Origin of the sequence: Serratia sp. H402Y (assembly GCF_051172415.1) — a bacterium.
GTDB lineage: Bacteria > Pseudomonadota > Gammaproteobacteria > Enterobacterales > Enterobacteriaceae > Serratia > Serratia ureilytica.
Genome location: NZ_JBPIYZ010000003.1, coordinates 18,919 through 43,386, shown reverse-complemented (window position 1 = coordinate 43,386; position 24,468 = coordinate 18,919). Strand labels below are relative to the sequence as shown.

At 61.3% G+C, this 24,468-nt stretch carries 23 protein-coding genes; 11 read left to right on the top strand and 12 right to left on the bottom strand.

Going from position 1 to position 24,468, the window contains the following annotated elements; genetic code table 11:
- The first annotated feature begins 134 nt into the window (after positions 1-134).
- Positions 135-668, top strand: a complete 534-nt coding sequence (locus tag ACSBQS_RS16855; RefSeq protein WP_197749954.1) for a tetratricopeptide repeat protein — start codon at positions 135-137, stop codon at positions 666-668.
- Between the two features lie 18 nt (positions 669-686).
- The gene (locus ACSBQS_RS16850; protein ID WP_033644408.1) at positions 687-1,232 is read left to right on the top strand and encodes an RNA polymerase sigma factor; all 546 of its coding nucleotides are present in this window, start codon (positions 687-689) and stop codon (positions 1,230-1,232) included.
- Positions 1,233-1,236: 4 nt separating this feature from the next.
- Here ACSBQS_RS16850 and ACSBQS_RS16845 read toward each other — a convergent pair whose 3' ends face one another.
- Complete coding sequence (locus tag ACSBQS_RS16845; protein WP_042785466.1) at positions 1,237-1,809, bottom strand: sugar O-acetyltransferase; 573 nt, start codon at positions 1,807-1,809, stop codon at positions 1,237-1,239.
- Positions 1,810-2,054: 245 nt separating this feature from the next.
- On the opposite strand from ACSBQS_RS16845, the gene zur reads away from it, so the two are divergent.
- A complete protein-coding gene (gene zur, locus ACSBQS_RS16840) occupies positions 2,055-2,567 on the top strand; it encodes a zinc uptake transcriptional repressor Zur (protein ID WP_015379223.1) in 513 nt (170 codons plus the stop codon).
- A gap of 102 nt (positions 2,568-2,669) precedes the next feature.
- Here the strand turns inward: zur and ACSBQS_RS16835 are convergent, their stop codons facing one another.
- The 4 genes from ACSBQS_RS16835 to ACSBQS_RS16820 all read right to left on the bottom strand — a co-directional run bounded on the left by ACSBQS_RS16835 (position 2,670) and on the right by ACSBQS_RS16820 (position 5,715).
- Positions 2,670-2,879: a CsbD family protein gene (locus tag ACSBQS_RS16835; RefSeq protein WP_004936743.1), complete on the bottom strand. Its 210-nt coding sequence runs from the start codon at positions 2,877-2,879 to the stop codon at positions 2,670-2,672.
- A gap of 315 nt (positions 2,880-3,194) precedes the next feature.
- Positions 3,195-4,532: an MATE family efflux transporter DinF gene (dinF, locus tag ACSBQS_RS16830; RefSeq protein WP_033644406.1), complete on the bottom strand. Its 1,338-nt coding sequence runs from the start codon at positions 4,530-4,532 to the stop codon at positions 3,195-3,197.
- 103 nt (positions 4,533-4,635) lie between these two features.
- Positions 4,636-5,244, bottom strand: a complete 609-nt coding sequence (gene lexA, locus ACSBQS_RS16825; RefSeq protein ID WP_025160136.1) for a transcriptional repressor LexA — start codon at positions 5,242-5,244, stop codon at positions 4,636-4,638.
- 102 nt (positions 5,245-5,346) lie between these two features.
- Positions 5,347-5,715 (bottom strand): diacylglycerol kinase, encoded by a 369-nt coding sequence (locus ACSBQS_RS16820; RefSeq protein ID WP_033651215.1) that lies wholly within the window; start codon positions 5,713-5,715, stop codon positions 5,347-5,349.
- A gap of 148 nt (positions 5,716-5,863) precedes the next feature.
- On the opposite strand from ACSBQS_RS16820, the gene plsB reads away from it, so the two are divergent.
- Entirely contained in the window at positions 5,864-8,329 is a 2,466-nt protein-coding gene (gene plsB, locus ACSBQS_RS16815; protein ID WP_046897191.1) for a glycerol-3-phosphate 1-O-acyltransferase PlsB, read from the top strand.
- A gap of 66 nt (positions 8,330-8,395) precedes the next feature.
- Here plsB and ubiA read toward each other — a convergent pair whose 3' ends face one another.
- Positions 8,396-9,268 carry a 4-hydroxybenzoate octaprenyltransferase gene (gene ubiA, locus ACSBQS_RS16810; protein ID WP_025304455.1) on the bottom strand — a complete coding sequence of 291 codons (873 nt, stop codon included), beginning with the start codon at positions 9,266-9,268 and terminating at the stop codon, positions 8,396-8,398.
- Between the two features lie 17 nt (positions 9,269-9,285).
- Positions 9,286-9,801: a chorismate lyase gene (gene ubiC, locus ACSBQS_RS16805; protein ID WP_033651214.1), complete on the bottom strand. Its 516-nt coding sequence runs from the start codon at positions 9,799-9,801 to the stop codon at positions 9,286-9,288.
- Positions 9,802-10,193: 392 nt separating this feature from the next.
- Here ubiC and ACSBQS_RS16800 point away from each other — a divergent pair, with 392 nt between their 5' ends.
- Genes ACSBQS_RS16800 through ACSBQS_RS16790 form a run of 3 tightly spaced genes read left to right on the top strand, consistent with a single transcriptional unit; the run spans position 10,194 to position 13,607 of the window.
- Entirely contained in the window at positions 10,194-11,576 is a 1,383-nt protein-coding gene (locus ACSBQS_RS16800) for an MFS transporter (RefSeq protein WP_033651213.1), read from the top strand.
- A gap of 24 nt (positions 11,577-11,600) precedes the next feature.
- On the top strand, positions 11,601-12,602 hold the full coding sequence (locus ACSBQS_RS16795; protein ID WP_047026580.1) for a LacI family DNA-binding transcriptional regulator: 1,002 nt from the start codon (positions 11,601-11,603) through the stop codon (positions 12,600-12,602).
- Positions 12,603-12,623: 21 nt separating this feature from the next.
- Positions 12,624-13,607, top strand: a complete 984-nt coding sequence (locus ACSBQS_RS16790) for a nucleoside hydrolase (RefSeq protein ID WP_089195236.1) — start codon at positions 12,624-12,626, stop codon at positions 13,605-13,607.
- A gap of 55 nt (positions 13,608-13,662) precedes the next feature.
- On the opposite strand, the gene malM is transcribed toward ACSBQS_RS16790, so the two are convergent.
- From malM to ACSBQS_RS16770, 4 genes are all read right to left on the bottom strand, one after another.
- Positions 13,663-14,568: a maltose operon protein MalM gene (gene malM, locus ACSBQS_RS16785; protein WP_197749956.1), complete on the bottom strand. Its 906-nt coding sequence runs from the start codon at positions 14,566-14,568 to the stop codon at positions 13,663-13,665.
- A 97-nt stretch (positions 14,569-14,665) separates the two neighbouring features.
- A complete protein-coding gene (locus ACSBQS_RS16780) occupies positions 14,666-15,955 on the bottom strand; it encodes a maltoporin (protein WP_072626867.1) in 1,290 nt (429 codons plus the stop codon).
- A gap of 32 nt (positions 15,956-15,987) precedes the next feature.
- Positions 15,988-17,097, bottom strand: a complete 1,110-nt coding sequence (malK, locus tag ACSBQS_RS16775; RefSeq protein WP_016930284.1) for a maltose/maltodextrin ABC transporter ATP-binding protein MalK — start codon at positions 17,095-17,097, stop codon at positions 15,988-15,990.
- Positions 17,090-18,061 carry an alpha-amylase family glycosyl hydrolase gene (locus ACSBQS_RS16770; protein WP_182074504.1) on the bottom strand — a complete coding sequence of 324 codons (972 nt, stop codon included), beginning with the start codon at positions 18,059-18,061 and terminating at the stop codon, positions 17,090-17,092. The genes malK and ACSBQS_RS16770 overlap by 8 nt, the downstream gene beginning before the upstream one ends.
- A gap of 358 nt (positions 18,062-18,419) precedes the next feature.
- On the opposite strand from ACSBQS_RS16770, the gene malE reads away from it, so the two are divergent.
- The 3 genes from malE to malG are packed head-to-tail and all read left to right on the top strand — an operon-like array spanning position 18,420 to position 22,150.
- Positions 18,420-19,613 (top strand): maltose/maltodextrin ABC transporter substrate-binding protein MalE, encoded by a 1,194-nt coding sequence (gene malE / locus ACSBQS_RS16765; RefSeq protein WP_033651209.1) that lies wholly within the window; start codon positions 18,420-18,422, stop codon positions 19,611-19,613.
- Positions 19,614-19,670: 57 nt separating this feature from the next.
- Entirely contained in the window at positions 19,671-21,248 is a 1,578-nt protein-coding gene (malF, locus tag ACSBQS_RS16760; protein WP_172755530.1) for a maltose ABC transporter permease MalF, read from the top strand.
- Positions 21,249-21,259: 11 nt separating this feature from the next.
- A complete protein-coding gene (gene malG / locus ACSBQS_RS16755; protein WP_033651207.1) occupies positions 21,260-22,150 on the top strand; it encodes a maltose ABC transporter permease MalG in 891 nt (296 codons plus the stop codon).
- Positions 22,151-22,358: 208 nt separating this feature from the next.
- On the opposite strand, the gene psiE is transcribed toward malG, so the two are convergent.
- On the bottom strand, positions 22,359-22,766 hold the full coding sequence (psiE, locus tag ACSBQS_RS16750; RefSeq protein WP_015379238.1) for a phosphate-starvation-inducible protein PsiE: 408 nt from the start codon (positions 22,764-22,766) through the stop codon (positions 22,359-22,361).
- A 225-nt stretch (positions 22,767-22,991) separates the two neighbouring features.
- On the opposite strand from psiE, the gene ACSBQS_RS16745 reads away from it, so the two are divergent.
- On the top strand, positions 22,992-24,425 hold the full coding sequence (locus ACSBQS_RS16745; RefSeq protein ID WP_147881353.1) for a capsule assembly Wzi family protein: 1,434 nt from the start codon (positions 22,992-22,994) through the stop codon (positions 24,423-24,425).
- Positions 24,426-24,468: the final 43 nt, after the last annotated feature.

Genomic DNA, 24,468 nt, shown 5'->3' with positions numbered 1-24,468 from the left:
AACGACAATCGGCGCCGTTGGGAAAACCCGCTTGCCGCCGGCAAAAATAAGCGGAGACAAGGCGAATAAACCCGCTCGTTCAGGTGTTATCTCATTACGGGCGCGCACGGCGCCTCTGCCTTGAGGACATAACCATGAACAGCTTCATTAAACGCCTGCTGGCATCGGCCATTGCCGGCTGCCTGCTGTTGTCCGGCGCGGCGCTGGCGATGGGCGGCGACGGCAGCGGCCAAACCCCGCCAACCTGTCCGAAAGGCCAGGTCTACGACAGCAAAACTCAGACTTGCATGGTAGATAAAAGCGGCAAGGTCGACGACGCCGACCGCACTCACTACGCCTATGCACTGGCGAAAAGCGGCCGTTATCAGGAAGCGCTCGATATGCTCAATACGTTGAAAAATCCCAACACCGCCGTTGCGCTGAACTATCGTGGCTACGCCACGCGCAAGCTTGGCCGCACCGATGAAGGGATCGGCTATTATTTAAAATCAGTAGCCCTCGATCCGAAATACCCCAAAGTGCGCGAGTACCTGGGGGAAGCCTATATGCTGAAAGGCCGGCCCGATCTGGCTCGCCAACAGCTGCAGGTGATCCAGTCGCTGTGCGGCACCGGGTGCGAGGAGTACCGCGATTTGGCGGCGGCCATCGACCGCCACCCGGAATCGTGATCCGACGCGCCTGCGGAGGTGACTATCAGCGGCGATGCGATACGCGATGAACTCGGCCACTATCTCTCCCGCCTGTGGCGCTATGCGCTGGTGCTCTCGCACCGGCGGGATGTCGCCGACGATCTGGTGCAGGCCACCTGCCTGCGTGCGCTGGAGCGCGCCGCGCAATTCACCCCCGGTTCACACCTGGATCGCTGGCTGTTTTCCATCTTGCACTCCATTTGGCTCAATGAAGTTCGCGCCCAACATCTTCGCCAGGGGCAAGGCTGCATGGCGGCGGAAGAGCTGGGCGATGCGGACAACGGCGAACAGCCGGTCTGGCTCCATGAAGTGATGCGGCGCGTCAGCCGGCTGCCGACGGCCCAGCGCAACGCGCTGTTTCTGGTGTATGTCGAAGGGCTGTCTTACCGGGAGGCCGCAAAAGTGCTGGCGGTGCCGATCGGCACCGTCATGAGCCGTTTGGCGGCCGCACGCCTGGCATTGGCCGATGACCGCCCGTTGGCAAACGACGGCCCGCACCGCAAAGAACGCCATCCCGCCCCCTTGCCTCCTGCTCGTCGATAACGCCCTATTCCAACGAGCGGATAACCCGGCATGGCTGCCCCAGCGCCAGCACGTTGGCCGGGATGTCGCCGGTGACGATGCTGCCCGCGCCGATGGTGGTGCCGTCGCCGATAGTCACTCCCGGCAGGATCACTACGTTGCCGCCGATCCAGACGTTGTTGCCGATGGACACCGGCTGCGCCGAGGTGCGGAAAGGGAAATCCGGATCGCCGGTGAAGCGCTCTGCGGCCTTCAGCGGGTGGCTCGGCGTATAGATTTGCACGTTGGGGCCGATCAGCGTGTTGTCGCCGATGGTGATGGTATTGCAGTCGAGGAACACCGCGTTGACGTTGATAAAACAGTTTTTACCGATGCGGACATGCTGCCCGTAGTCGCACCAGAATGGCGTTTCAATCCAGCTCGCCTCCCCCCAGGCGCCGAACAGCTCACCGAGCAGGCGGTTTTTCTCGTCCGCCTGATGCGAGTCCAGCGCCCCCAAGCTTTTGATCAACGCCCTCGCCCGATGGTACATCCCGATCAGTTCTTCATCGCGGCTGTTGTACTCCAGGCCGCTTAACAGCTTCTCTCTTTCCGTCATCACACAGGGCTCCTGCTCATCACGCGGGTGAAAGGCGTTATACCGCGCTCGCCCCCCGCTCTCCAGCGCTAAAACCGGCAACGTTGATTTGCCACCCGACGGCGGGGAAAAGTTGTGACGCATCTCTCTTTTAGCGCGATCGACGCGCCTTTCCCTGCGCTATCATCAGGGGAAAAGGGGGCAACTCTCGGCGATTCGCCGTAATCATGGTAAAATCGGCTTTTTTACGTACCGGGATATTTGCGATGAACTCAACCACCCAGGAAAAGCTGCTGGCGCAGGCTGAACGCCTCTGCCAGCAACGCAATGTGCGATTGACGCCGCAACGGCTGGAAGTGCTGCGTCTGATGACTCAGCAACCCGGTGCAATCAGCGCATATGACCTGCTCGATCTGCTGCGCGTCGCCGAACCGCAGGCCAAGCCGCCGACGGTATACCGCGCGCTGGATTTTCTGCTGGAGCAAGGGTTTATCCATAGAGTGGAATCGGCCAACAGCTACGTGCTGTGCCACCATTTCGAACAGCCGATGCATACGTCCGCGCTGTTTATCTGCGACCGCTGCGGCCAGGTGACCGAACGCACCACCGAAGGCGTGGAGGAAACGCTGCAGAAGCTGGCACAGGAAGCCGGATTTGCACTGCGGCACAGCGTGGTGGAAGCGCACGGTCTGTGCGCCGGTTGCGTTGAAGTTGAAGCTTGTGACAGCAAGCATGACTGCGCCGAACACGATCACAGCATCGCCATCAAGAAGAAGTAAGACGAAGTCAGGTACTTCCCTGTACCTGCGGCCGGGGCGCCAGAGGATGGAGCGACGCCGACCTGCGCTGTTGCCGGCCGCCGTCAGTGGCGGCCCTGCGTGTTACCAGCGGTGTTTGGTGTGATCTTCCCAGGCCTTCACCTCTTTTTCGGCCGCCTCTTTCTGGTAACCGTAGCGCTCCTGAATTTTGCCGACCAGCTGTTCGCGTTTCCCTTCGATGACCGTCAGATCGTCATCGGTCAGCTTGCCCCATTTCTCTTTCACTTTGCCTTTCAGCTGCTTCCAGTTACCGTCGGCTTGATCTTTATTCATAGTCTCTCCGTTAACCTGTGGTGAATCAGTGATCCCTGTTGCCGGCCGGGGTTAACCAGAAATTTTTCTGGCCGATGTTTCCTTCACCTTAAGAAGCACCGCTCCCCTTCATTTACCAGCCACATGATTCATTCTAGTTAAACATGGAAATAAAAAAGCCAAAGCACAGAATAAAAAACCATTAACAAACAAAATAAAAACAAAAAACGCCAACAAACAACAAACTAACGCGAACAGACCAAGGCTGAAAACATGTAAGCAAACATGACCAAAATCATAAGAAAAACTAACCATTAACCCAACAAAACGTCCGGTTTAATGTGCAGTAAACCAACTGCCGCGCACCTGGTGGCGGTGCCAAATCCAGCCCAATGCCACGCCACGCAACGTCAGAAACACCGCCAGCGCCAGCCAAAGCCCGTGGTTGCCAAGCAACGGCACGCTGAACAGCGTCAGACCGTACCCTGCCGCGGCCACCGCCATGCTGTTACGCATCTCAGCGCCCCGCGTGGCGCCGATAAACATACCATCCAGCAAATAGCACCACACCCCGACCAGCGGCAAAATGACCTGCCACGGTAAATAGTGGGCGGCCAACGCGCGCAGCTCCGGTAGGGAGGTCAACGCCGCCACGATCTGCTGGCCGGTAACGGCATACGCCAGGCCGAAGGCCAACGCGACCAGCCCCGCCTGCCTGCAGGCCGCGTGCCACACCTTACGCAGTTGACTGCCGTCCCGGGCGCCGTAGGCGTGGCCGGAATGGGCCTCCACCGCATAAGCGAAGCCGTCGAGCGCATAGGCGGTAAACGTCAGCAGGTTCATCAACACCGCGTTAACCGCCACCACATCGCTCCCCAGGCGAGCGCCGAAAATGGTCAGCGACGCAAAGCACAGCTGCAGCAGCAATGAACGCAACATGATGTCGCGATTGAGCGCCAGCAGGCGACGCAGATCGCCACGCCAGGCCTGACGCAACATCGCCAGGGTAATACCGCGCAGACGCATCACCCGCCACGCCAGCCACAGGCCGAGCAATAGCGTGGCATATTCGGCGATGGCGGTGGCCGCCGCCGCCCCTCGCACGTTCCAACCCAGGCCCATCACCAGCCAAATATCCAGCACGATGTTCAGCAGGTTGCCGACGATCAGCAGGATCACCGGCGCACGCACGTACTGCACGCCGAGCAGCCAGCCCAGCAGCACCAGGTTGGCCAGCGCCGCCGGCGCGCTCAACCAGCGGATCTCAAGAAAACGCCGCGCCTGCTCCAGCACCTCGCCATCGCCGCCGACGATCCGCAGCGCCAGTTCGATCAGCGGGTAGCGCAACAGGACGATCGCCCCTCCGGCCAACAACGCCAGCAGCAGCGGTTGCATAAAGGCGCGCGCCAGCGCCTGCGGGTTCTTCGCTCCCAGCGCCTGCGCCGCGAGGCCGGTGGTGCTCATGCGCAGGAACAGCAGCAGCATGAACAGGAAGCTGGTCGCCACCGCGCCGATCGCCACGCCTCCCAAATAGATCGGGCTGTCGAGGTGGCCGATCACCGCGGTGTCCACCAGCCCGAGCAGCGGCACGGTGATATTGGAGAAAATCATCGGCAGGGCGAGGCGCCACAGGGCTTTATCGGTGTCGCTGGTGAAGGCGGAAATCAGGCGCATGATGGGATGTTCCTGTGACAGAGTGACGAAGGGCGAAGTCAGAAACAAAAACGCCCCAAAACAGGGGCGATTGATACAGGGAGCGGCGGTAATGGCGCGGCGATTAAATCCAGTCGCCGTTGCGGATCACGCCGACCGCCAGCCCTTCGATCGTGAAATTCTGCTGGCGCAGATCGACCACGATCGGTTGGAATTCGTTGTTCTCCGGCAGCAGTTCAACCACGTTGCCGTGCTTTTTCAAGCGTTTGACCGTCACTTCGTCTTCGATGCGCGCGACCACGACCTGGCCATTGCGCACGTCTTGCGTTTTGTGCACCGCCAGCAGATCGCCGTCCAGAATGCCGATGTCGCGCATCGACATGCCGTTCACCCGCAACAGGAAATCGGCGCTCGGTTTGAACAGGGATGGATCCACCTGGTAGTGCCCTTCGATGTGCTGCTGCGCCAGCAGCGGCTCGCCGGCGGCGACGCGGCCGATCAGCGGCAGCCCTTCTTCTTCTTCCATCAGCAGGCGGATACCGCGCGACGCGCCGGAGACGATTTCGATCACGCCTTTGCGTGCCAGCGCCTTCAGGTGCTCTTCGGCGGCGTTAGGCGAACGGAACCCCAGACGCATCGCGATCTCGGCACGCGTCGGCGGCATGCCCGTTTGCGAAATATGATCGCGAATCAGATCGTAGACCTCTTGCTGTCTGGTAGTTAGTGCTTTCATTCCGCCCCCTGTTTGTTTATACAGTCTTGCTGTGAGTATATACAGGTAAGCGCGGATTGGGAACCGAAGAATAAATAAAAATCAGTCAGTAGGCGCTTTGCGTCAGCCAAAATGCTGCCACAAGACCGTGCCCCAAACGAACAGCGCGAGTACGATCGCCAGCGATACCGCCGCCGATCCCATGTCCTTGGCCCGCCCGGACAGCTCATGGTGTTCGCTGCCGATGCGATCCACCACCGCCTCGATCGCGCTGTTCAGGATCTCGACGATCATCACCAGCGTCACCGATCCGATCAATAAAATGCGCGCTATCGCACCCACGTCCAGCCAGACAGCCAGTATGATAGCCAGGAGGGTCACCACCAGTTCCTGGCGGAACGCCGCCTCGTGTTGCCAGGCGGCGGAAAGCCCTTTATAAGAATAGCCGGCGGCCTTGATGATGCGGGTCAATCCGGTTGCTTGGTTTGCCATGTTTTCGTGCCTTTCTCAGAGGTCGGTCATAATAAAAAGAGTCTAGAACAGTCCGCGCTGACGGCTCTCGGTTTTCGAACACCACAGATCTGCTACCCGGTTTCTGGTATGCTTGCGGCGCATTGCTAACAAGAGGCTTCACGTTGTTATGTCAGGTTGGCGTAAAATTTATTATAAAATATTGAATTTACCACTTAAATTGTTGGTAAGAAGTAAGGTCATCCCTTCAGATCCGGTTACCGAGCTAGGGTTGGATCCCTCACGGCCGATTTTGTATGTTTTACCTTACAATTCCAAGGCGGATTTGCTGACGCTGCGCACCCAGTGCCTGGCGCAGGATCTGCCCGATCCGCTCAACGCGCTGGAGATCGACGGCACCGTGCTGCCGAGCTACGTGTTCATTCACGACGGCCCGCGCGTGTTCCGCTACTACACCCCGAAAGAAGAGTCGGTAAAGCTGTTCCACGACTACCTGGATCTGCATCGCAGCAATCCGGATCTCGACATTCAGATGCTGCCGGTTTCGGTCATGTTCGGCCGCTCGCCGGGCCGCGAAGGCCACGGCACGCCGCACCTGCGTCTGTTGAACGGCGTGCAAAAATTCTTCGCCGTGCTGTGGCTCGGCCGCGACAGCTTCGTGCGCTTCTCCAACACCGTTTCGCTGCGCCGCATGGCCACCGAACACGGCACGGATAAAACCATCGCGCAGAAACTGGCGCGCGTGGCGCGCATGCACTTCTCGCGTCAGCGCCTGGCCGCAGTAGGCCCAAGCCTGCCGGCCCGTCAGGATCTGTTCAACAAGCTGTTGGCGTCCAAAGCGATCGAAAAAGCGGTCGAGGACGAAGCGCGCAGCAAGAAGATCTCGCACGAGAAGGCCCAGCAGAACGCCATCGCGCTGATGGAAGAGATCGCCGCCGACTTCTCCTACGAAACCGTGCGTCTGTCCGATCGCGTGCTGAGCTGGACCTGGAACCGGCTGTATCAGGGCATCAACGTCACCAACGCCGAGCGCGTGCGCCAGCTGGCGCAGGACGGCCACGAGATCGTCTACGTGCCCTGCCACCGCAGCCACATGGACTATCTGCTGCTGTCCTACGTGCTGTATCACCAGGGCCTGGTGCCGCCGCACATCGCTGCGGGCATCAACCTCAACTTCTGGCCGGCCGGCCCGATCTTCCGTCGTCTGGGCGCGTTCTTCATCCGCCGCACCTTCAAGGGCAACAAGCTTTACTCGACGGTGTTCCGCGAATACCTCGGCGAGCTGTTCACCCGCGGTTACTCGGTGGAATACTTCGTGGAAGGCGGCCGTTCCCGCACCGGGCGTCTGCTGGAACCGAAAACCGGCACCCTGTCGATGACCATCCAGGCGATGCTGCGCGGCGGCGCCCGTCCGATCACGCTGGTGCCTATCTACATCGGCTACGAGCATGTGATGGAAGTGGGCACCTACGCCAAAGAGCTGCGCGGCGCCACCAAGGAAAAAGAGAGCCTGCTGCAGATGCTGCGCGGCCTGCGCAAACTGCGCAATCTGGGCCAGGGTTACGTCAACTTCGGCGAACCGCTGCCGTTGACCGCTTACCTCAACCAGCACGTGCCGCAGTGGCGCGAGTCGATCGATCCGATCGAAGCTCAGCGCCCAAGCTGGTTGACGCCGACGGTCAACGATCTCGCCGGCCAGATCATGGTGCGCATCAACAATGCCGCCGCGGCCAACGCCATGAACCTGTGTTCCACCGCGCTGCTGGCCTCGCGCCAGCGTTCGCTGACCCGCGAACAATTGCTCGAGCAGCTCGAGTGCTACCTGCAGCTGATGCGCAACGCGCCTTACGCGCATGACGTCACCGTACCGTCGCAGACGCCGGACGAGCTGCTGGATCACGCGCTGAACATGAACAAGTTCGAGGTGGAAAAGGACAACATCGGCGACATCATCATTCTGCCGCGCGAGCAGGCGGTGCTGATGACCTATTACCGCAACAACATCCACCACCTGCTGGTGTTGCCGTCGCTGATCGCCAGCATCGTCATGCATCATCGCCGGGTATCGCGCGCCGAACTGCTGCGCCAGATTGGCATGATTTACCCGATGCTGAAAGCCGAGCTGTTCCTGCATAACGACAAGGAGCAGCTGCCGGACGTACTGCGGCCGATGATCGACGAGCTGATCCGCCAACAGCTGATCTGCGACAAAGGCGACGAGCTGGTGCTGAACCCGGCGCGCATTCGCCCGCTGCAGCTGCTGGCCGCCGGGGTGCGCGAAACCCTGCAACGCTACGCCATCACTATGTCGATCCTCAGCGCCAACCCGAGCATCAACCGCGGCGCGCTGGAGAAAGAGAGCCGCATCATGGCGCAGCGTCTGTCGGTGCTGCACGGCATCAACGCGCCGGAGTTCTTCGACAAGGCGGTATTCTCCACCCTGGTGGCGACGCTGCGCGAAGAAGGCTACATCAACGACAGCGGCGATGCGATCCGCGAGCACACCCTCGAGGTGTACAACATGCTGAGCGATCTGATCACGCCGGAAATCAAGCTGACTATCGAAAGCGTCAACATGCCGGAAGAGACCAACGCTCTGCCGCAAACCGATGCGCAAGAAGAGAAAGACGAGTGATTTCGCCCGGCGCGGAAACACAAAAGGCACCCCGAGGGGTGCCTTTTTTCTTGCTGCAGGAAACCGTTACGCCGGCAGATAGCTGAGCGCGATGCCGATAAACACCACCAGCCCGACATAATTGTTCTGCAGGAAGGCCTTGAAACAGGCCTCGCGCTCGCGCCCGGCGATCTGCTTCTGCTGGTGAATGAACAGCGCGCCCGCCAGCAACAGCGACCAGTAAAACGCGCCGCCGAGCTGTGCCAGATAACCGACCCACACCAGCAACAACAGCGTCGCGAACTGCAACAGCCCGACGATCAGCTTGTCATAACGCCCGAACAGGATAGCGGTGGACTTGATGCCTATTTTCAGATCATCGTCGCGATCGACCATCGCATACAGCGTGTCATAGGCCACCGTCCAGCAGATGTTCGCCAGCAGCAGCAGCCAGCAGCTGAGCGGCAGCGATTCGCTGACCGCCGCATAGCCCATCGGAATGCCCCAGCCGAACGCGGCGCCCAGCACGAACTGCGGCAGGTTGGTCACCCGCTTCATAAAAGGATACACCCAGGCCAGCGCCAGCGCCGCCAGCGACAGCCAGATGGTCATCGCATTCAGCGTCAACACCAGGCAGAACGAGATCAGCACCAGCACCACGAACAGCACCTTGGCCTCTTTCGCACTCACCCGGCCGCTCGGCATCGGCCGCCCGGCGGTGCGCTTTACGTAGCCGTCCACCGCGCGATCGGCGTAATCATTCACCACGCAGCCGGCGGCGCGCATCAGGAACACGCCGAGCACGAACACCACCAGAATCGACAGCGGCGGCACGCCTTTCCCGGCCAGCCACAGCGCCCACAGCGTCGGCCACAACAGCAACAGCGTGCCGATCGGTTTATCAATGCGCATCAAATGGCTGTAAGCCCGCCATTTACTTTGAGTCACGCTTCCCTCCAACGTCTTGCTCTCCTCTCTTATGCGGGAACCGCTGAATACAGCGGCGAAGCCGGTAAAAACAGTTCGGTCAGCAGCAGCGGCTTGCCCGCCAGCCGCAGCCGTGAACGACGCGCCCACAGCGCGTCCTGCCGGCCGATATGGATATAGTCGCGGGTCAGATCGCCGCTGCTGAACAGATAGCGCCCGAGCGGCAGCGTCCCCAGATCCACCAACGCCTGATCGGGGCCGGTCAGCGTATGTTCCGGGATCACCGTGCGCCCCAGCAGCCAGGGCTGGTCGTCGCCCAGCAGCACCACTTCGCGCAGCCAGTAGCGCGGGCTGTCGGGCAGGTGGTTCGCCTCGTCGCCCAGCGCCTCGCGCGTGACGAAGCATTCGCGCTGCGGTTCAACGCGCACCTGGGCGCAATGGCGTTCAAATCGGCGGGTCATGGAGCCTAACTCCATCAGCCAGTCGCTGACGGCGGCGGGCGCCGGAGGATCCTGTTCGGATAACCACTCCAGCGGCGGCAGGATGGAATCCCTGATGCCAGACATTGCTTTACTCCTCGCCTGAACCGCAGCCGGTACGGCGCGCCAGACGATACAAACTGTTAACAGGCCCCCATTGTAGCGCAGAAATGCGAAAGCGGCAGGCTGATTCGTGGCGAAAACGGCAGGCCTATCGGCCGGAAAAACCGGGGTTCTGTCATCTTTTTGCCATCCGCATTCTCTATCTTCATTTCCCGGCGCGCTGACGATTCTGTGATCGCCCGCAAAGTTTCAGCTTCCTCGCGTTGTGTTATCTACGCGCGTAGATACCCTGATACAGCAGCGTTGAATCGCCATGCGTCCGACATGATTTGTCGGCACACCTTTGTTGCCGGCACCAGGGAAACCATCTTTAACCGCGCCCCTCCAGGCGCAGAACAAAAGAGGATAGCACTGCCATGAGCGAAACAACGCTTGCCCCTTCACAGACCGCCGACGCCGCGCTGGCGGCCGATGAACGCCTGGCGACCAAAGAGGGGCGCAGCCAATTTTGGCGCGCCACCTTCTCCTGCTGGCTCGGCACCGCCATGGAATACGTCGACTTCGCGCTGTACGGCCTGGCGGCCGGCATGGTGTTCGGCGACGTGTTCTTCCCGGAAGCCACGCCGCTGGTGGCGCTGCTGGCCAGTTTCGCCACCTACTCCGTCGGCTTCGTCGCGCGGCCGATCGGCGCGCTGGTGTTCGGCTGGATCGGCGACCGCAAAGGCCGCCGCGTGGTGCTGATCACCACCGTGGCGCTGATGGGCCTCTCCACCACGCTGATCGGCCTGATCCCGTCCTATGCGCAAATCGGCGTCTGGGCGCCCGCCTGCCTGGTGATCCTGCGCTTCGCGCAGGGGTTCGGCGCCGGTGCGGAGCTGTCCGGCGGCGCGGTGATGCTGGCGGAATACGCGCCGGCCAAGCGGCGCGGGCTGGTGGCGTCGATCATCGCCATCGGCTCCAACAGCGGCACCCTGCTGGCGTCGCTGGTATGGCTGCTGGTGCTGCAGCTGGACAAGGAAGATCTGATGAGCTGGGGCTGGCGCATTCCGTTCCTCGCCAGCATTCTGATCGCCGGGGTGGCGCTGTACCTGCGCCGTCACGTGCGGGAAACGCCGGTGTTCGAACGCGAGCTGCAGCAAAACCACCAGCGCATGCTGGACGCCGCCCAGGCCGCGCCGGATACGCGCAGCTACCTGCAACGTACCAAAGCGTTCTGGGTGATGCTCGGCCTGCGCATCGGCGAAAACGGCCCTTCCTACCTGTGCCAGGGCTTTATCGTCGGCTATGTCGCCAAGGTGCTGATGGTCGATAAATCGGTGCCGGCGCTGGCGGTGTTGATCGCCTCGCTGTGCGGTTTTCTGGTGATCCCGCTGGCCGGCTGGCTGTCCGATCGTTTCGGCCGCCGCATTACCTACCGCTGGTTCTGCCTGCTGCTGGTGCTGTATGCCTTCCCGGCGTTCTGGCTGCTCGACAGCCGTGAACCGGCTATCGTCATCTCGGTGATCGTGGTCGGCATGTGCATCGCGTCGCTGGGGATCTTCGGCGTTCAGGCGGCCTACGGCGTCGAACTGTTCGGCGTGAAGAATCGCTACTCCAAGATGGCGTTCGCCAAAGAGCTCGGTTCGATCCTCTCGGGCGGCACCGCGCCGCTGATCGCCACCGCGCTGCTGTCCGGTTTCGGTCACTGGTGGCCTGTCGCCTGCTATTTTGTTGTAATGGCGGCCATCGGCTTAATCACCACCTTCTTTGCTCCCGAAACCCGCGGCCGCGATCTCAACCTGCCGCAGGATGCCGCGTAGCGAGAAGGCGAACAGGACCTCAATTTGGATAATCACTCCGCGCGACGCGTTACCCGCGCCGACGTGGCCCGCGTAGCGGGCACCTCCGTCGCCGTGGTCAGCTATGTGATCAACAACGGCCCGCGCCCGGTGGCGGAAGCCACCCGGCTGCGCGTGCTGGCGGCGATCGAGCAGACCGGCTACCGGCCGAACGACATCGCGCGGGCATTGGCCTCCGGCAGCACGCAAACCTACGGGCTGGTGGTGCCGGATATTTCCAACCCGTTCTTCGCCACGCTGGCGCGGGCGCTGCAGCAGGAGGCCTTCAGCCGCGGCCGCGTGCTGCTGCTGGGCGACGCCGGCGATGACCGGCAGCGCGAGTATGAGCTGATCAATAACCTGCTGCGTCGCCAGGTCGACGGCCTGCTGTACACCAGCGTCGATCGCCATCCGTGGTTCGAGCTGATCCGCGCCTCCGGCACGCCCTGCGTGATGATAGACACTATCGACAGCCAGGCTGGCGTCTGCGCCATCCGCGTCGACGAGCGCGACGCCGCCTGCCAGGCGACCCGCCATCTGCTGCAGCACGGCTATCGCGACATCGGCATTTTTATCGGTCCGCTAACCATGCTCAACGCGCAGGATCGCCTGAACGGTTGGCGCGATGCGCTGCTGGAGGCGGGCATTGCGCCGCGCGACGAGTGGATTTTCGAGGCGCCTTACACCCGCCAGGGCGGCTACCAGGCCACCCAGCGCCTGGTGCAAGGCCCGCGCCCGCGCGCCGTTTTCACCTCCAACGAGCAGCAGGCGCTCGGCTGCCTGTCGGCGCTGGCGGAGCATGGGTTGCGCGCGCCGGACGATCTGGCGCTGATCTGTTTTAACGGCACGCAGCAATCCGAATTCAGCGTGCCGCCGCTCAGCGCGGTCGAGCAGCCTATCGACGCCATGGCCAAGCGGGCCATCGCCATGCTGGCCGCCGGCGCCGCGCCCGCCGAGCTGCATGAATTCGCTTTTCAACTGCGCATCCGCCGCTCGTGCGGCTGTTAGCGGTTTTTCAGGACACCTTCTATGCGTTTGATCATTGATTGCGATCCCGGCAACGGCGTTCCCGGTGCCAACGTCGACGACGGCCTGGCGCTGGCCCTGGCGCTGGCGGCCAAACCGCAGCTGCAGCTGGAACTGATCAGCATCGTGGCCGGCAACACCCCGCGCGAAGTGGGCTTCGCCGTCGCCAGCGAGCTGCTGGCGCAAAGCGGCTACCAGGTGCCGGTCGCCCTCGGCGCGGCGCGCGCCCTGAGCGAGCCGCCGGAGCCATGGCGCGCGCATCTGGACAGGCCGATCGCCGATCCCAAGCTGGCGGCGCTGTGGCGCGACTTGCCTGCGCCCTCACTCGCCAACGCGCCCGCACCGGACGCCGCCATCGCCATCGGCGAGCTGATCTGCCGCCATCCCGGCGAGATAACGCTGGCGGCGATCGGCCCGCTGACCAACGTTGCGCACGCCATGCAGCTGTACCCGCAGATGGCGCAGGCGGTAAAAGAGATCGTGATCATGGGCGGCGTGTTCAACGTCGAGGGATACATCAAGGACACCAATTTCGGCCTGGATCCGGAAGCCGCGCGGCTGGTGCTGAACAGCGGCGCCGCTATCACGCTGGCGCCGCTGGACGTCACCACCCAGACCATGCTGACCCAGGCGGATCTGGCCGCACTGACGCAGCCGGATACGCCGCTGTGCCGCTATTTGCGCGCCACCACGCAGCCGTGGATCGATTATTCGCGCCATACGCGGCGCCTGCCGGGCTGCTGGATCCATGATGCGCTGGTGATCGCCTGGCTGCTGGCACCGCAGCTGGTCACGACCGAGATGTTCCATGTGGATGTGGCGCTGGAAGGGGCGCTGACGCGCGGCAGCTCACGCCGTTGGCGGCCGGACAGCCTGCGCCTGACGGTCGGCATGCCGCCGCCGCAGGGTAAGCCGGTGCGCATCATGCAGCAGGTCGATAACGCCCGTCTGCTGGCGTTGATTGGCGCAACGCTGGCCCGCGGATGAAAAAAGGTGCGCCAAAGCGCACCAATCATCGAGCCAGCATCGGCAGCGTCGGGTGTTACCCCTTGCCTTTTACGCTGCTGATAAACGTTTTACGCGCAGTGGTCGAGCCCAGTTTCTCGGCCTCATTCATCAGTTTCAGCGCCTTGTCGATATCGCCCGCCTTCACCGCCTGCTTGATGCCGTTATTGAAGTAGCTTTCGGTATCGTTGAGCATCGGCTCCGCCGGTTTCTCCGGCGTCGGTGCAGGCGCCGTCACGGCGGCCGGTGCGGTTGATCCCACCACCACCGGCGCCACGGTCGGCGCAGGCTGCAGCATGCCGATCATCACGTTGCCGGTGCCCTGTTCCGCGGTCACCTTGAGCTTCAGCGTGCCGGTCGTCGCGTGGCCGGCGATCGGATCCGGGATATCCGGCACCGCGTTACCCACGCCCTGCGCGTAGGCCTTGGCCGGGTTAGTCAGCTGCGTGGTTTTCGCCAAATCCTGACGGGTGGTGTACACCAGCAGGTAAATCTGTTTTTGACCGAGCGCCGGCGTCAGTTTCAACGTGCCTTCGAGGCGATCGGAGGACATCGCTCCCGGCGGCTGGTAAGGGAAATAGCTGCTCGGGTAATACGCCGCCGGGCGCAGATGCTCGTCCAGCACCAGCACGCTCGGCGCGTACAGCGAATTGTTCTTGGCGAGGCTGCTCAGCGTCACTTCCAGCGAACCGCGATCGGCCGGCAGCGTATAGGCGGCGATCGCCCCCTGAATGTCGCCCTGATTGAGCTGCGGGCTAACGGCGTCGAGCTTCACTTCTTGCGACACCGGCGGCTGCAGCGGCTGCCACGTCAGGCTTTGCAGCGTGTCGGCGCTGATGGCCGGGGCGACGGAAACGTTGGCCGGCGTATCGGCGTTGGCCGCCAAAGGCGCGCCGACGGTCAGCGCCAGCGACAGGCAGAGTGACAGCAGATTCTTTTTCATCGTTATATCCTCTTTCAGCACCGCGGCGGATCAGGCAAGAGATCGGGTCGCGGCGAATGCGGTTGGGGGAGAGCCGGCGGCCCTCCCCGCCCTGTCGTTACCACCAAATTTCCATCTGGGCGCCGAAGGTGACTTCGTCATCCTTGCCGCGGCTGAAGGTATGCATGCTGGTGTCGTTGTAAGCGGTGCCGGCGTTATACCCGGTGTCATCGCCGGTGGCGTAGCCCCACTTCTCGTCCCACTTGGCGTAGGTGGCGAACAGGCGGATGGCCGGACGCGACCAAATGCTGTTGCCCGCCTGCCATTGCTGCGCCAGGGTCACTTTATACTGGCCGTTGCGATCGCCGGTGCGCTGAGATTTGACGTTGTCGTAGCCGGCTTCCAGCAGGGTGCTCATGATCGGCGTCCATTTGTACATCGGACGCACGCCGACGGTGTACCAGGTGGTGCCGTTGTTGTTGTCGCGGTCAATGTCCTGGAACATGGCGACGTACATCAGCGCCCACTGATCGTTGAAGTCGATGGCGCCGTGATCCAACACGCGGATCATCTTGCCGTTGTTATCGATGGTGGCGCCTTCGTTGCGGCCGTTGTTCTGCGAGGTCATCGAGTCGGTGGCGTACTGCAGCACGAATTTGTTGTAACCGTTCAGGATGCTTTGCGTGTGTTCGGCGGTGAACATCCAGCCGTCTTTGCTGGCGCCGTCGGCCAGGCGGTAGTGGTCCTGCGCATTGGCTCGGCCGTAGTCCACGCCCAGCTCCAGGGTGCCGCCCGGGTTCAGCTCCAGCCCGGCCAAGCGCACGTCGAAGGTATCGTTGACGGTCGGACGCTGTTTCCATTCGTTATCCAGGTAGCCGTAAGAGCCGCCGGATTCCGAGTTGCGGGTCACGGCGGCGGACAGCTTGCCGAAGCCCAGATCGATGTTTTCCAGACCGGCGCCCGGGCCGGAGATATCCCAGTAGTAGAAGTCGATCATGTGAACGTCATGACGCTGATAGAAACGCTTACCGGCCCACAGCGTGGAGCCCGGCAGCCATTCGATCAGGTTTTTACCCTGCACGTTCACTTCGCGGAAGCCCGGGGTCACGTCTTCCCAGTCAGAACGCTGCGAAACCGAATAGGCCAGGTTAGTGTCGAAATAGAAGCTCTTGTCGCCTTCTTTCCACACTTCCTGCCCCAGTTTCAGCTCGGCGTAGGTTTCGCACTCGTTGCCGAGACGGTATTTGCTCGCGGCGCCGGTGGCCTTGAAGCACTGTTGCTCACCGCCGCTGCCGGTCCAGCCGATGCCGGAACGGGCGTAACCGTGGAAATCCACGGCCAGCGCCTGAGTAGAGAGAACACCGGCGGCGACAGCCAGTGCCAGAGGAAGTTTGCGCAGAGTAGTCATCATTATTCTCCTGTTATACCGACTTTGATGCTTTAAACGCCCGGCTCCTGGTGCAGCCGTTTACATGCCGTACCGTCTTCACGGAACAGGTGGCAGCGGTGAGGCGGCAGGCCGATGGCGAATGTGGCACCTTCTTCTACCAGCACCACGTCATTCTGGCGGTACACCAGGTTTTGACGGATGGCCGGGATTTGGATATGGATTTGCGTCTCGTTGCCGAGCTGCTCCACCACCTGCACGTCGCCGGTAAGCCGCACTTCAGAGGCTTCGCCGGGCAGCAGATGTTCAGGGCGAATGCCCAATGACAGGTTGGCGCCGGGTTGGACGCCCGCGCCTTCCACCGGCAGCCAGACCAGCTGGCGGTTGGGCAGTTCGACCTGCACCTGTCGCGGCTCCGCCGCGGTGACCTTGACCGGCAGGAAGTTCATCTTCGGTGAGCCGATAAACCCGGCGACGAAGCGGTTGGCCGGGTAGTGATACAGCTCCAGCGGCTTGCCGACCTGCGCCACGCGACCGGCGTCGAGCACCACGATCTTGTCGGCCAGCGTCATCGCTTCGACCTGATCATGGGTGACGTAAATCATGGTGCGCTGCAGGCGCTTGTGCAGACGGGAGATCTCAATGCGCATCTGCACCCGCAGCGCGGCGTCGAGGTTGGACAGCGGCTCGTCGAGCAGGAACACGTCCGGCTCGGCCACCAGCGTGCGGCCGATCGCCACGCGCTGACGCTGCCCGCCGGACAGCGCCTTCGGCCGCCGATCGAGCAGGTGCGCCAACTGCAGCACCTCGGAAACCTGGTTCACCCGTTGATTGATTTCCGCTTTCTTGGCGCCGGCCAGCTTCAGGCCGAACGACATGTTGTCCGCCACCGACAGGTGCGGATACAGCGCGTAAGACTGGAACACCATGCCGATGCCGCGCTCGGAAGGCGGCACTTCATTCATGCGTTTCTCGCCGATCAGCAGGTCGCCGGAGGTGATGTCCTCCAGCCCGGCGATCATGCGCAGCAGCGTCGATTTGCCGCAGCCCGACGGCCCGACAAACACCACAAACTCGCCGTCTTCGATGGTCAGATTGACGTCTTTGGAAATCACGGCCTCACCGAAGGCCTTATAAACGCTGCGCAGTGTCACGCTAGCCATGCGTTACTCCCCTGCTTTCGCAGTTAACATGTCGTGTGAAAATGGCGGAGGCAAAACCCGCCAAAACCCATTGATGACCCTCTTGCTGCGCGCCGTGCTGCCATGCCAACGGCAAGGTCGCCTCAGACGGCGCGGCCGCCTGAGTATAAGGCTGCAGGTTTATCAGCGCTTCAAGGCATTGATCCTGATGGGTAATAAGTAAGCGCACCACGCCATCGCGCTGGCTGACCGCGCTCAGCTCGCCGCGCTGGAAAAGCGGCGAACGGCGCAGGGCCAGCAGCGTCTGGCAGTAACGCAAGGTGGAGTGGCTGTCGTGCTGTTGGCGACTGATGGCCAACGCGCGGTGTTCGATCGCCACCTGCTGATACCAGCTGATCTCCCCGGCGGTGACCTGTTCGGGGGCTTCATGCCACGGCATCGGCGTTTGCGCGCCGCGCGGATCCTGCAGGCCGGCGGCGTGCGGCAGCCCCAGCTCCTCGCCCTGGTACAGGCAGATCGGCGCCGGCAACATCGCCAGCAGCGTCAAAAAGGCGGCGGCGGAACGCAGGTCGCCCTGCCCCCAGCGGCTGACCACCCGAGGCTGATCGGCGTCGCCGGTGCTCCACAGGCTGTCCGCCAACGTGGCGCGGCGGGCGTGCAGCACCGCCACCAGCTTTTCCGCGCTGAACGGCATCACGTCGAGCGCCAGCGCGCCGTGGGCGAACCGCTGCGCGGCGGCGGCATGACGAACGCGATGGGCTTCGTCGGCATACCACAGCGTCAGCCCTTCGCCCGTCACCGCCGTTTCGGCCTCCGGCGCCAGCGTCTGCGGCAGCAACAGACCGTCGATCGACAGTGCTTTCAGGTACGGCAGCGCCGCCAGCATGCCGTGCGCGTCGCCCACGCCGTCCCCGTTTCCGTCACGGAAACTGGCCGGATGGATCCGGTACAGGGTGGGCTGAGTGGCGATAGGCATTGACGACATAAATCCGGTATCCCTGCTGCGCGTGGCGTTGAAAATCGATGGGCCGATAGTGCGGGAGTCGCCGGAAAGGGTAATCATCCGTAACAGGATTTTTCATGGGGGAGGAGACGGGAGGATGAGAGAACGACCGCGGCGATGAGAAGTTCCGCGCTTAAGGCAAATCTGTGATCAAACCGGCAAAAATCGCCCCCCTATTTTGTGCCTGACGCCACAGAATAGAGCGCAACGTTAACTGGATCACACTCCTCATCTCTGGGGCGTAGAGGGGGGGAGGATGAGAATATGTCGCGTTGTGACCCACTATGATCGCGAAACGTCTCTCCTTGATTTATGTGCCCACAAAAAGAAGGACTGGATTATGACTCGCAGCATTACCCTCGCCCGTACGCTGGCGCTCTCGGCACTGGCTACTCTGGTGCTCTCTTCTTCCGCCTTCGCCAAGATAGAGGAAGGCAAACTGGTTATCTGGATCAACGGCGACAAGGGCTATAACGGCCTGGCCGAAGTCGGCAAGAAATTCGAAAAAGACACCGGCATCAAAGTCACCGTCGAGCATCCCGACAAGCTGGAAGAGAAATATCCGCAGGTGGCCGCCACCGGCGACGGCCCGGACATCATCCTCTGGGCCCACGATCGCTTCGGCGGCTATGCGCAGTCCGGCCTGCTGGCCGAAGTCCACCCGTCCAAAGCCTTCCAGGACAAGCTGTTCCCGTTCACCTGGGACGCCGTGCGCTATGACGGCAAGCTGATCGGCTACCCGATCGCCGTCGAAGCGCTGTCGCTGATTTACAATAAAGACCTGGTCAAACAGCCGCCGAAGACCTGGGAAGAGATCCCGGCGCTGGACAAACAGCTGCGCGCCAGCGGCAAAAGCGCCATCATGTGGAACCTGCAGGAACCCTACTTCACCTGGCCTATCATCGCCGCCGACGGCGGTTATGCCTTCAAGTATGAGAACGGCAAATACAACATCAAGGATGTCGGCGTCGCCAACGCCGGTTCGCAGGCCGGCCTGCAGTTCATCGTCGATCTGGTGAAAAACAAACACATCAACGCCGATACCGATTACTCGATCGCCGAAGCCGCGTTCAACAAAGGCCAGACCGCGATGACCATCAACGGCCCGTGGGCCTGGAACAACATCGAGCAGAGCAAAATCAACTACGGCGTGACGCTGCTGCCGACCTTCAAAGGCAAACCGTCCAAACCGTTCGTCGGCGTGCTGACCGCCGGCATCAACGCCGCCAGCCCGAATAAAGAACTGGCGACCGAGTTCCTCGAGAACTATCTGCTGACCAACGAAGGGCTGGCGGACGTCAACAAAGACAAACCGCTGGGCGCGGTGGCGCTGAAGTCCTACCAGGAAACGCTGGCCAAAGATCCGAAGATCGCCGCCACCATGCAGAACTCGCAAAACGGGGAGATCATGCCGAACATTCCGCAGATGAGCGCTTTCTGGTACGCCGAACGCAGCGCGGTGCTCAACGCCGTCAGCGGCCGCCAAACGGTGAAAGCCGCGTTGGACGATGTGCAGACCCGTATCACCAAGTAATGTCGTCGTGCGGGGCGCCGTGGCGCCCCGCCGTTGCTTCACAGAAAGGAACGCCCTATGCAATTCGCTCACGCCGGGACGCCCGCGCGTAAAAAATCGAAGTGGTGGCAAAGCGACGCGCTGAAATGGCTGGTGGTCGGCCTGTTCAGCCTGGTGACCTGCTACCTGATTGTGTTGATGTATGCACAGGGTGAATACCTGTTCGCTATCCTGACGCTGATCCTGGTCAGCGCCGGGCTTTACGTCTTCGCCAACCGCCGCGCCTACGCCTGGCGCTATGTGTATCCCGGCGTCGCCGGCATGGGATTGTTCGTCCTGTTCCCGCTGATCTGCACCATCGCCATCGCCTTTACCAACTACAGCAGCACCAACCAGCTGACGTTTGAGCGCGCGCAATCGGTATTGATGCAGCGTCAGTTCCAAAGCGGCAAAACGTTCACCTTCGGCCTCTACCCGGCGGAAAACCAGCAGTGGCGCCTGCAGCTGACCTCGCCGGACAGTGAACAGCCGCTGATTTCCGAGCCTTTCCGCCTCGACGCGACGCCGCCGCTCCCCCTGAAATTGACGGCCCAGAGCGCCGCGCCGCAGGGCGAACCCGCCACGCTGCGGGTGATCACCCAGAACCGGCAGGCGCTGAGCCAACTGGTGGCGCAGCTGCCGGACGGCGATGAATTGCGCATGAGCTCCCTGCGCCAGTTCTCCGGCACCCGTCCGCTGTATACGCTGGACCAAGACGGCAGCACGCTGACCAATAACCAGACTCAGGTGCGCTACCGGCCGAACGGCGACATCGGCTTCTATCAGGCGATCAACGCCGACGGCGGCTGGGCGCAGGAAACCCTGAGCCCAGGCTATACCGTCACCACCGGCTGGAAAAACTTCCTGCGGGTGCTGCAGGACGAGGGCATCAAAAAACCGTTCGTGTCGATCTTCATCTGGACCCTCGTGTTCTCGGTGATGACGGTGATCCTCACCGTGGCGGTCGGCATGGTGCTGGCCTGCGTGGTGCAGTGGGAAGCGCTGAAAGGCAAGGCTATCTACCGCGTGCTGCTGATCCTGCCCTATGCGGTACCGTCGTTCATCTCGATCCTGATCTTCAAAGGCTTGTTCAACCAGAGCTTCGGCGAGATCAACATGATGCTCAGCCACCTGTTCGGCATCAAACCGGCCTGGTTCAGCGATCCGCTCACCGCCAAGAGCATGATCCTGATCGTCAACACCTGGCTCGGCTACCCGTACATGATGATCCTGTGCATGGGGCTGCTGAAGGCCATCCCGGACGATCTGTACGAGGCCTCGGCGATGGACGGCGCCAACCCGTGGCAAAACTTCTTCCGCATCACCTTCCCGCTGCTGATCAAGCCGCTGACGCCGCTGATGATCGCCAGCTTCGCCTTCAACTTTAACAACTTCGTGCTGATCCAGCTGCTGACCAACGGCGGCCCGGACATGATCGGCACCACCACGCCGGCCGGCTATACCGATCTGCTGGTCAGCTACACCTACCGCATCGCCTTCGAAGGCGGCGGCGGGCAAGACTTCGGGCTGGCGGCCGCCATCGCCACGCTGATCTTCCTGTTGGTGGGCGCGCTGGCGATCCTGAATTTGAAAGCCAGCAAGATGAACTTCGATTAGGGAGAATAACGATGGCCATGGTTCAACCCAAATCCCAGCGCCTGCGCCTGTGGATGACCCACATTTTGATGCTGTGCTTTATCGCCCTGATCATGTTCCCGCTGCTGATGGTGGTGGCCATCTCGCTGCGCGCCGGCAACTTCGCCACCGGCAGCCTGATACCGGAAACCCTCTCCTGGGATCACTGGCGGCTGGCGCTCGGCTTCAGCGTCACCCACGCCGACGGCAGCGTGACGCCGCCGCCGTTCCCGGTGCTGCTGTGGCTGTGGAACTCAGTCAAGATCGCGGCGATCACCGCCATCGGCATCGTGACGCTGTCCACCACCTGCGCCTACGCCTTCGCCCGCATGCGTTTTCGCGGCAAGAGCACGCTGCTGAAAAGCATGCTGATCTTCCAGATGTTTCCAGCGGTGCTGTCGCTGGTGGCGCTGTACGCCTTGTTCGATCGCCTGGGCCAGTACATTCCGTTTATCGGCCTCAACACCCACGGCGGCGTGATCTTCGCCTATATGGGCGGCATCGCGCTGCATGTCTGGACCATCAAGGGCTATTTCGAAACCATCGACAATTCGCTGGAAGAGGCGGCGGCGCTGGACGGCGCCACGCCGTGGCAGGCGTTCCGGCTGGTGCTCCTGCCGCTGTCGGTGCCGATTCTGGCGGTGGTGTTCATTCTGTCGTTTATCGCCGCCATCACCGAGGTGCCGGTGGCGTCGCTGCTGCTGCGCGATGTAAACAGCTACACGCTGGCGGTGGGCATGCAGCAATATCTCAACCCGCAGAACTACCTGTGGGGCGATTTCGCCGCCGCCGCGGTGCTGTCGGCGATACCGATTACCGCCGTGTTCCTGCTGGCGCAGCGCTGGTTGGTGGGCGGCCTGACGGCCGGCGGCGTGAAGGGGTAATTTGTGCCACTGCAGTGCGTTTGATGTTTTTCCTTATCTTTTACCCTATGGATTTCAAGTTACAGCCAGGCGACCAGCTCGCTAAGCCCAGGCGCTTACTTCAGTAAGTAACTGGGGTTAGCGAGTGCAGTCAACAACGCTGTCGCTTGAAAGACGACGGGTAATGATATCCTGTGTCTTTGGCGGCCTTTGGCCGCCATTTTTATCGCTACTCCCGTTTCAGGCGATCGGTGTTGGCCAGATAGAGCGTCACCACCAGCACCAATATCGCCGCCGCGTAGATCAGGGTGTCGATGGGATTTTTGTGATCCACGATAATCAAACGAATAATCGCGGTAATGCCGATATAAATAAAATAGCGCAGCGGGAAATGATAACCCGACTCAAAATACTTGACGATCAAGGCGATAAATTCAAAGTACAGAAAATAAATCACGATGCCTTCAATCAACAGGTAAGAGGACGACTCTTCGCTGTTGATAAATAACACCTTCGCCAGATGGATGGTTTCCTTGACCAGAAACACCACCAGAATTGCCGCCAGCAGCAGAAGGCCCACGTTCAGCACTCGCTGCAGCCCTTTCGCTATCATTATCGAACGCGACGTTTTTGCCATAAAACCTCTCTCTGAATACCGCTTATATGATTCAAGCTTGCCAATATAGGCATTGTCCTAAAAATTACGCCCTTCGCGAAAGCACTTTAAACCCCATTTAATTCATAAAGTTATAATAAGATGTTTCTGGCTTATAGATTTGTAGCAAATCGAAATGTCAACTATCATGGGTCACAGAGATCTTTACATAAAACCAATAACCTCGAATTAACAAGGGAATTCTTTATGCGCGCTAAACTTAACGGACTGGTCGCTGCGGGCCTGTTTACCTGTGCATTGTCCGGCCACGCCGCCGGCCTGGTAGCCCCTGACAACGATCTGCGTAACGATCTCGCCTGGTTGTCTGACCGCGGCGTCATCAACGTCAGCCTGTCCACCTGGCCGCTGAGTCAGGAAGAGATCAGTTCCGTTATCGCGCAGGCCAAACCGGTCACCAATACCGAGAAAAACGTCATCGACCGCGTGCAACGCCGCGTTGACGCCCTGAAAGCCAACATCCGCGTCAGCGGTTACGCCTCGACCGATAAACCCGGCACCCCGCAGGGCTTCGGCCAAAACGAGTACGCCGACGATCGCCTGACCATCGGCGCCGGCGCCAACGGCGAGTTCTGGGACGTGCGTCTGCAAGGCTCGGTGGAAGGCGACCAGCGCGTCAGCGATGGCTCCAAATTCAATATGAACGGCTCCTACGGCGCGGTGAAAATCTGGAACCAATGGCTCTCCTTCGGCGAGGTCTCCCAGTGGTGGGGCCCGGGTTACGACGGCAGCCTGATCCGCTCCGATGCCGCGCGCCCGGTCGCCGGCTTCATGCTGCAGCGCGCCGACCAATCGCCATTTGAAACCCCGTGGCTGTCGTGGATCGGCCGCTGGCAATACCAGTTGTCCGCCGGCCAGCTGTCGCAGTACGCTGCCGTGCCGGATACCAAACTGTTCGGCGGTCGCCTGACCATGATGCCGACCGACTTCCTGGAGCTGGGCGCTTCACGCGTCATGATGTGGGGCGGTGATGGCCGTCCGCACTCCTGGCGTTCCTTCTGGGATGGCGTAACCGGCAACGACAATACCGGCGATCCGAAAAACGATCCGGGCAACCAGTTGGGCGGTTTTGACTTCAAACTCAAGCTGCAGCCGCTAGTCGGCATGCCGGTCAGCCTTTATGGCCAAATCACCGGCGAAGATGAAGCCGGCATGTTGCCTTCGCATAATGCCTATATGTTGGGGCTTGAAGGCCATCCGGAATGGGGCCCGACCACCATCAACTGGCATATCGAAGGTTCTGATACCCGTTCTAACGGCAACGCCAACAACGTGATGTACAACCACTACGTCTATCGGGGCGGTTACTACCAGCAAGGTTACCCGCTGGGCCATGCGATGGGCGGCGACGGCCAGATGCTGTCCGGTCGCGTCGAGCTGGTGCTGGACGACAGCCAGCGTTGGAGCACCCGCTTGGTATACGCCAAGGTGAATCCGAACAACCAAACCATCAACCGGGCATTCCCGCGTTCCGATACGCTGAAAGGCATTCAGCTCGGCTGGGGTTACACCTTCCCGTCACAGGTTAAGTTCGACACCAGCCTGTGGTACACCGACAACGATCACAGCACCGCTGATGACGTAGGTGCGGGCGTCAGCTTCGAAGTGCCTATCAACCTGTAACTTTTCGCAGACGTAAAAAAACCCGCCGCGGCGGGTTTTTTTA

Coding starts and splice junctions, on each gene's coding strand:
- ubiC (WP_033651214.1), bottom strand. CDS start 9,801: ATGTCTGGCATCAGGGATTCCATCCTGCCGCCGCTGGAGTGGTTATCC.
- plsB (WP_046897191.1), top strand. CDS start 5,864: ATGTCAGGTTGGCGTAAAATTTATTATAAAATATTGAATTTACCACTT.
- ACSBQS_RS16780 (WP_072626867.1), bottom strand. CDS start 15,955: ATGACTACTCTGCGCAAACTTCCTCTGGCACTGGCTGTCGCCGCCGGT.
- malM (WP_197749956.1), bottom strand. CDS start 14,568: ATGAAAAAGAATCTGCTGTCACTCTGCCTGTCGCTGGCGCTGACCGTC.
- ACSBQS_RS16770 (WP_182074504.1), bottom strand. CDS start 18,061: ATGTCGTCAATGCCTATCGCCACTCAGCCCACCCTGTACCGGATCCAT.
- ACSBQS_RS16745 (WP_147881353.1), top strand. CDS start 22,992: ATGCGCGCTAAACTTAACGGACTGGTCGCTGCGGGCCTGTTTACCTGT.
- ACSBQS_RS16845 (WP_042785466.1), bottom strand. CDS start 1,809: ATGACGGAAAGAGAGAAGCTGTTAAGCGGCCTGGAGTACAACAGCCGC.
- malE (WP_033651209.1), top strand. CDS start 18,420: ATGACTCGCAGCATTACCCTCGCCCGTACGCTGGCGCTCTCGGCACTG.
- ACSBQS_RS16790 (WP_089195236.1), top strand. CDS start 12,624: ATGCGTTTGATCATTGATTGCGATCCCGGCAACGGCGTTCCCGGTGCC.
- ACSBQS_RS16820 (WP_033651215.1), bottom strand. CDS start 5,715: ATGGCAAACCAAGCAACCGGATTGACCCGCATCATCAAGGCCGCCGGC.
- malG (WP_033651207.1), top strand. CDS start 21,260: ATGGCCATGGTTCAACCCAAATCCCAGCGCCTGCGCCTGTGGATGACC.
- dinF (WP_033644406.1), bottom strand. CDS start 4,532: ATGCGCCTGATTTCCGCCTTCACCAGCGACACCGATAAAGCCCTGTGG.
- ACSBQS_RS16800 (WP_033651213.1), top strand. CDS start 10,194: ATGAGCGAAACAACGCTTGCCCCTTCACAGACCGCCGACGCCGCGCTG.
- zur (WP_015379223.1), top strand. CDS start 2,055: ATGAACTCAACCACCCAGGAAAAGCTGCTGGCGCAGGCTGAACGCCTC.
- lexA (WP_025160136.1), bottom strand. CDS start 5,244: ATGAAAGCACTAACTACCAGACAGCAAGAGGTCTACGATCTGATTCGC.
- malK (WP_016930284.1), bottom strand. CDS start 17,097: ATGGCTAGCGTGACACTGCGCAGCGTTTATAAGGCCTTCGGTGAGGCC.
- psiE (WP_015379238.1), bottom strand. CDS start 22,766: ATGGCAAAAACGTCGCGTTCGATAATGATAGCGAAAGGGCTGCAGCGA.
- ACSBQS_RS16855 (WP_197749954.1), top strand. CDS start 135: ATGAACAGCTTCATTAAACGCCTGCTGGCATCGGCCATTGCCGGCTGC.
- malF (WP_172755530.1), top strand. CDS start 19,671: ATGCAATTCGCTCACGCCGGGACGCCCGCGCGTAAAAAATCGAAGTGG.
- ACSBQS_RS16835 (WP_004936743.1), bottom strand. CDS start 2,879: ATGAATAAAGATCAAGCCGACGGTAACTGGAAGCAGCTGAAAGGCAAA.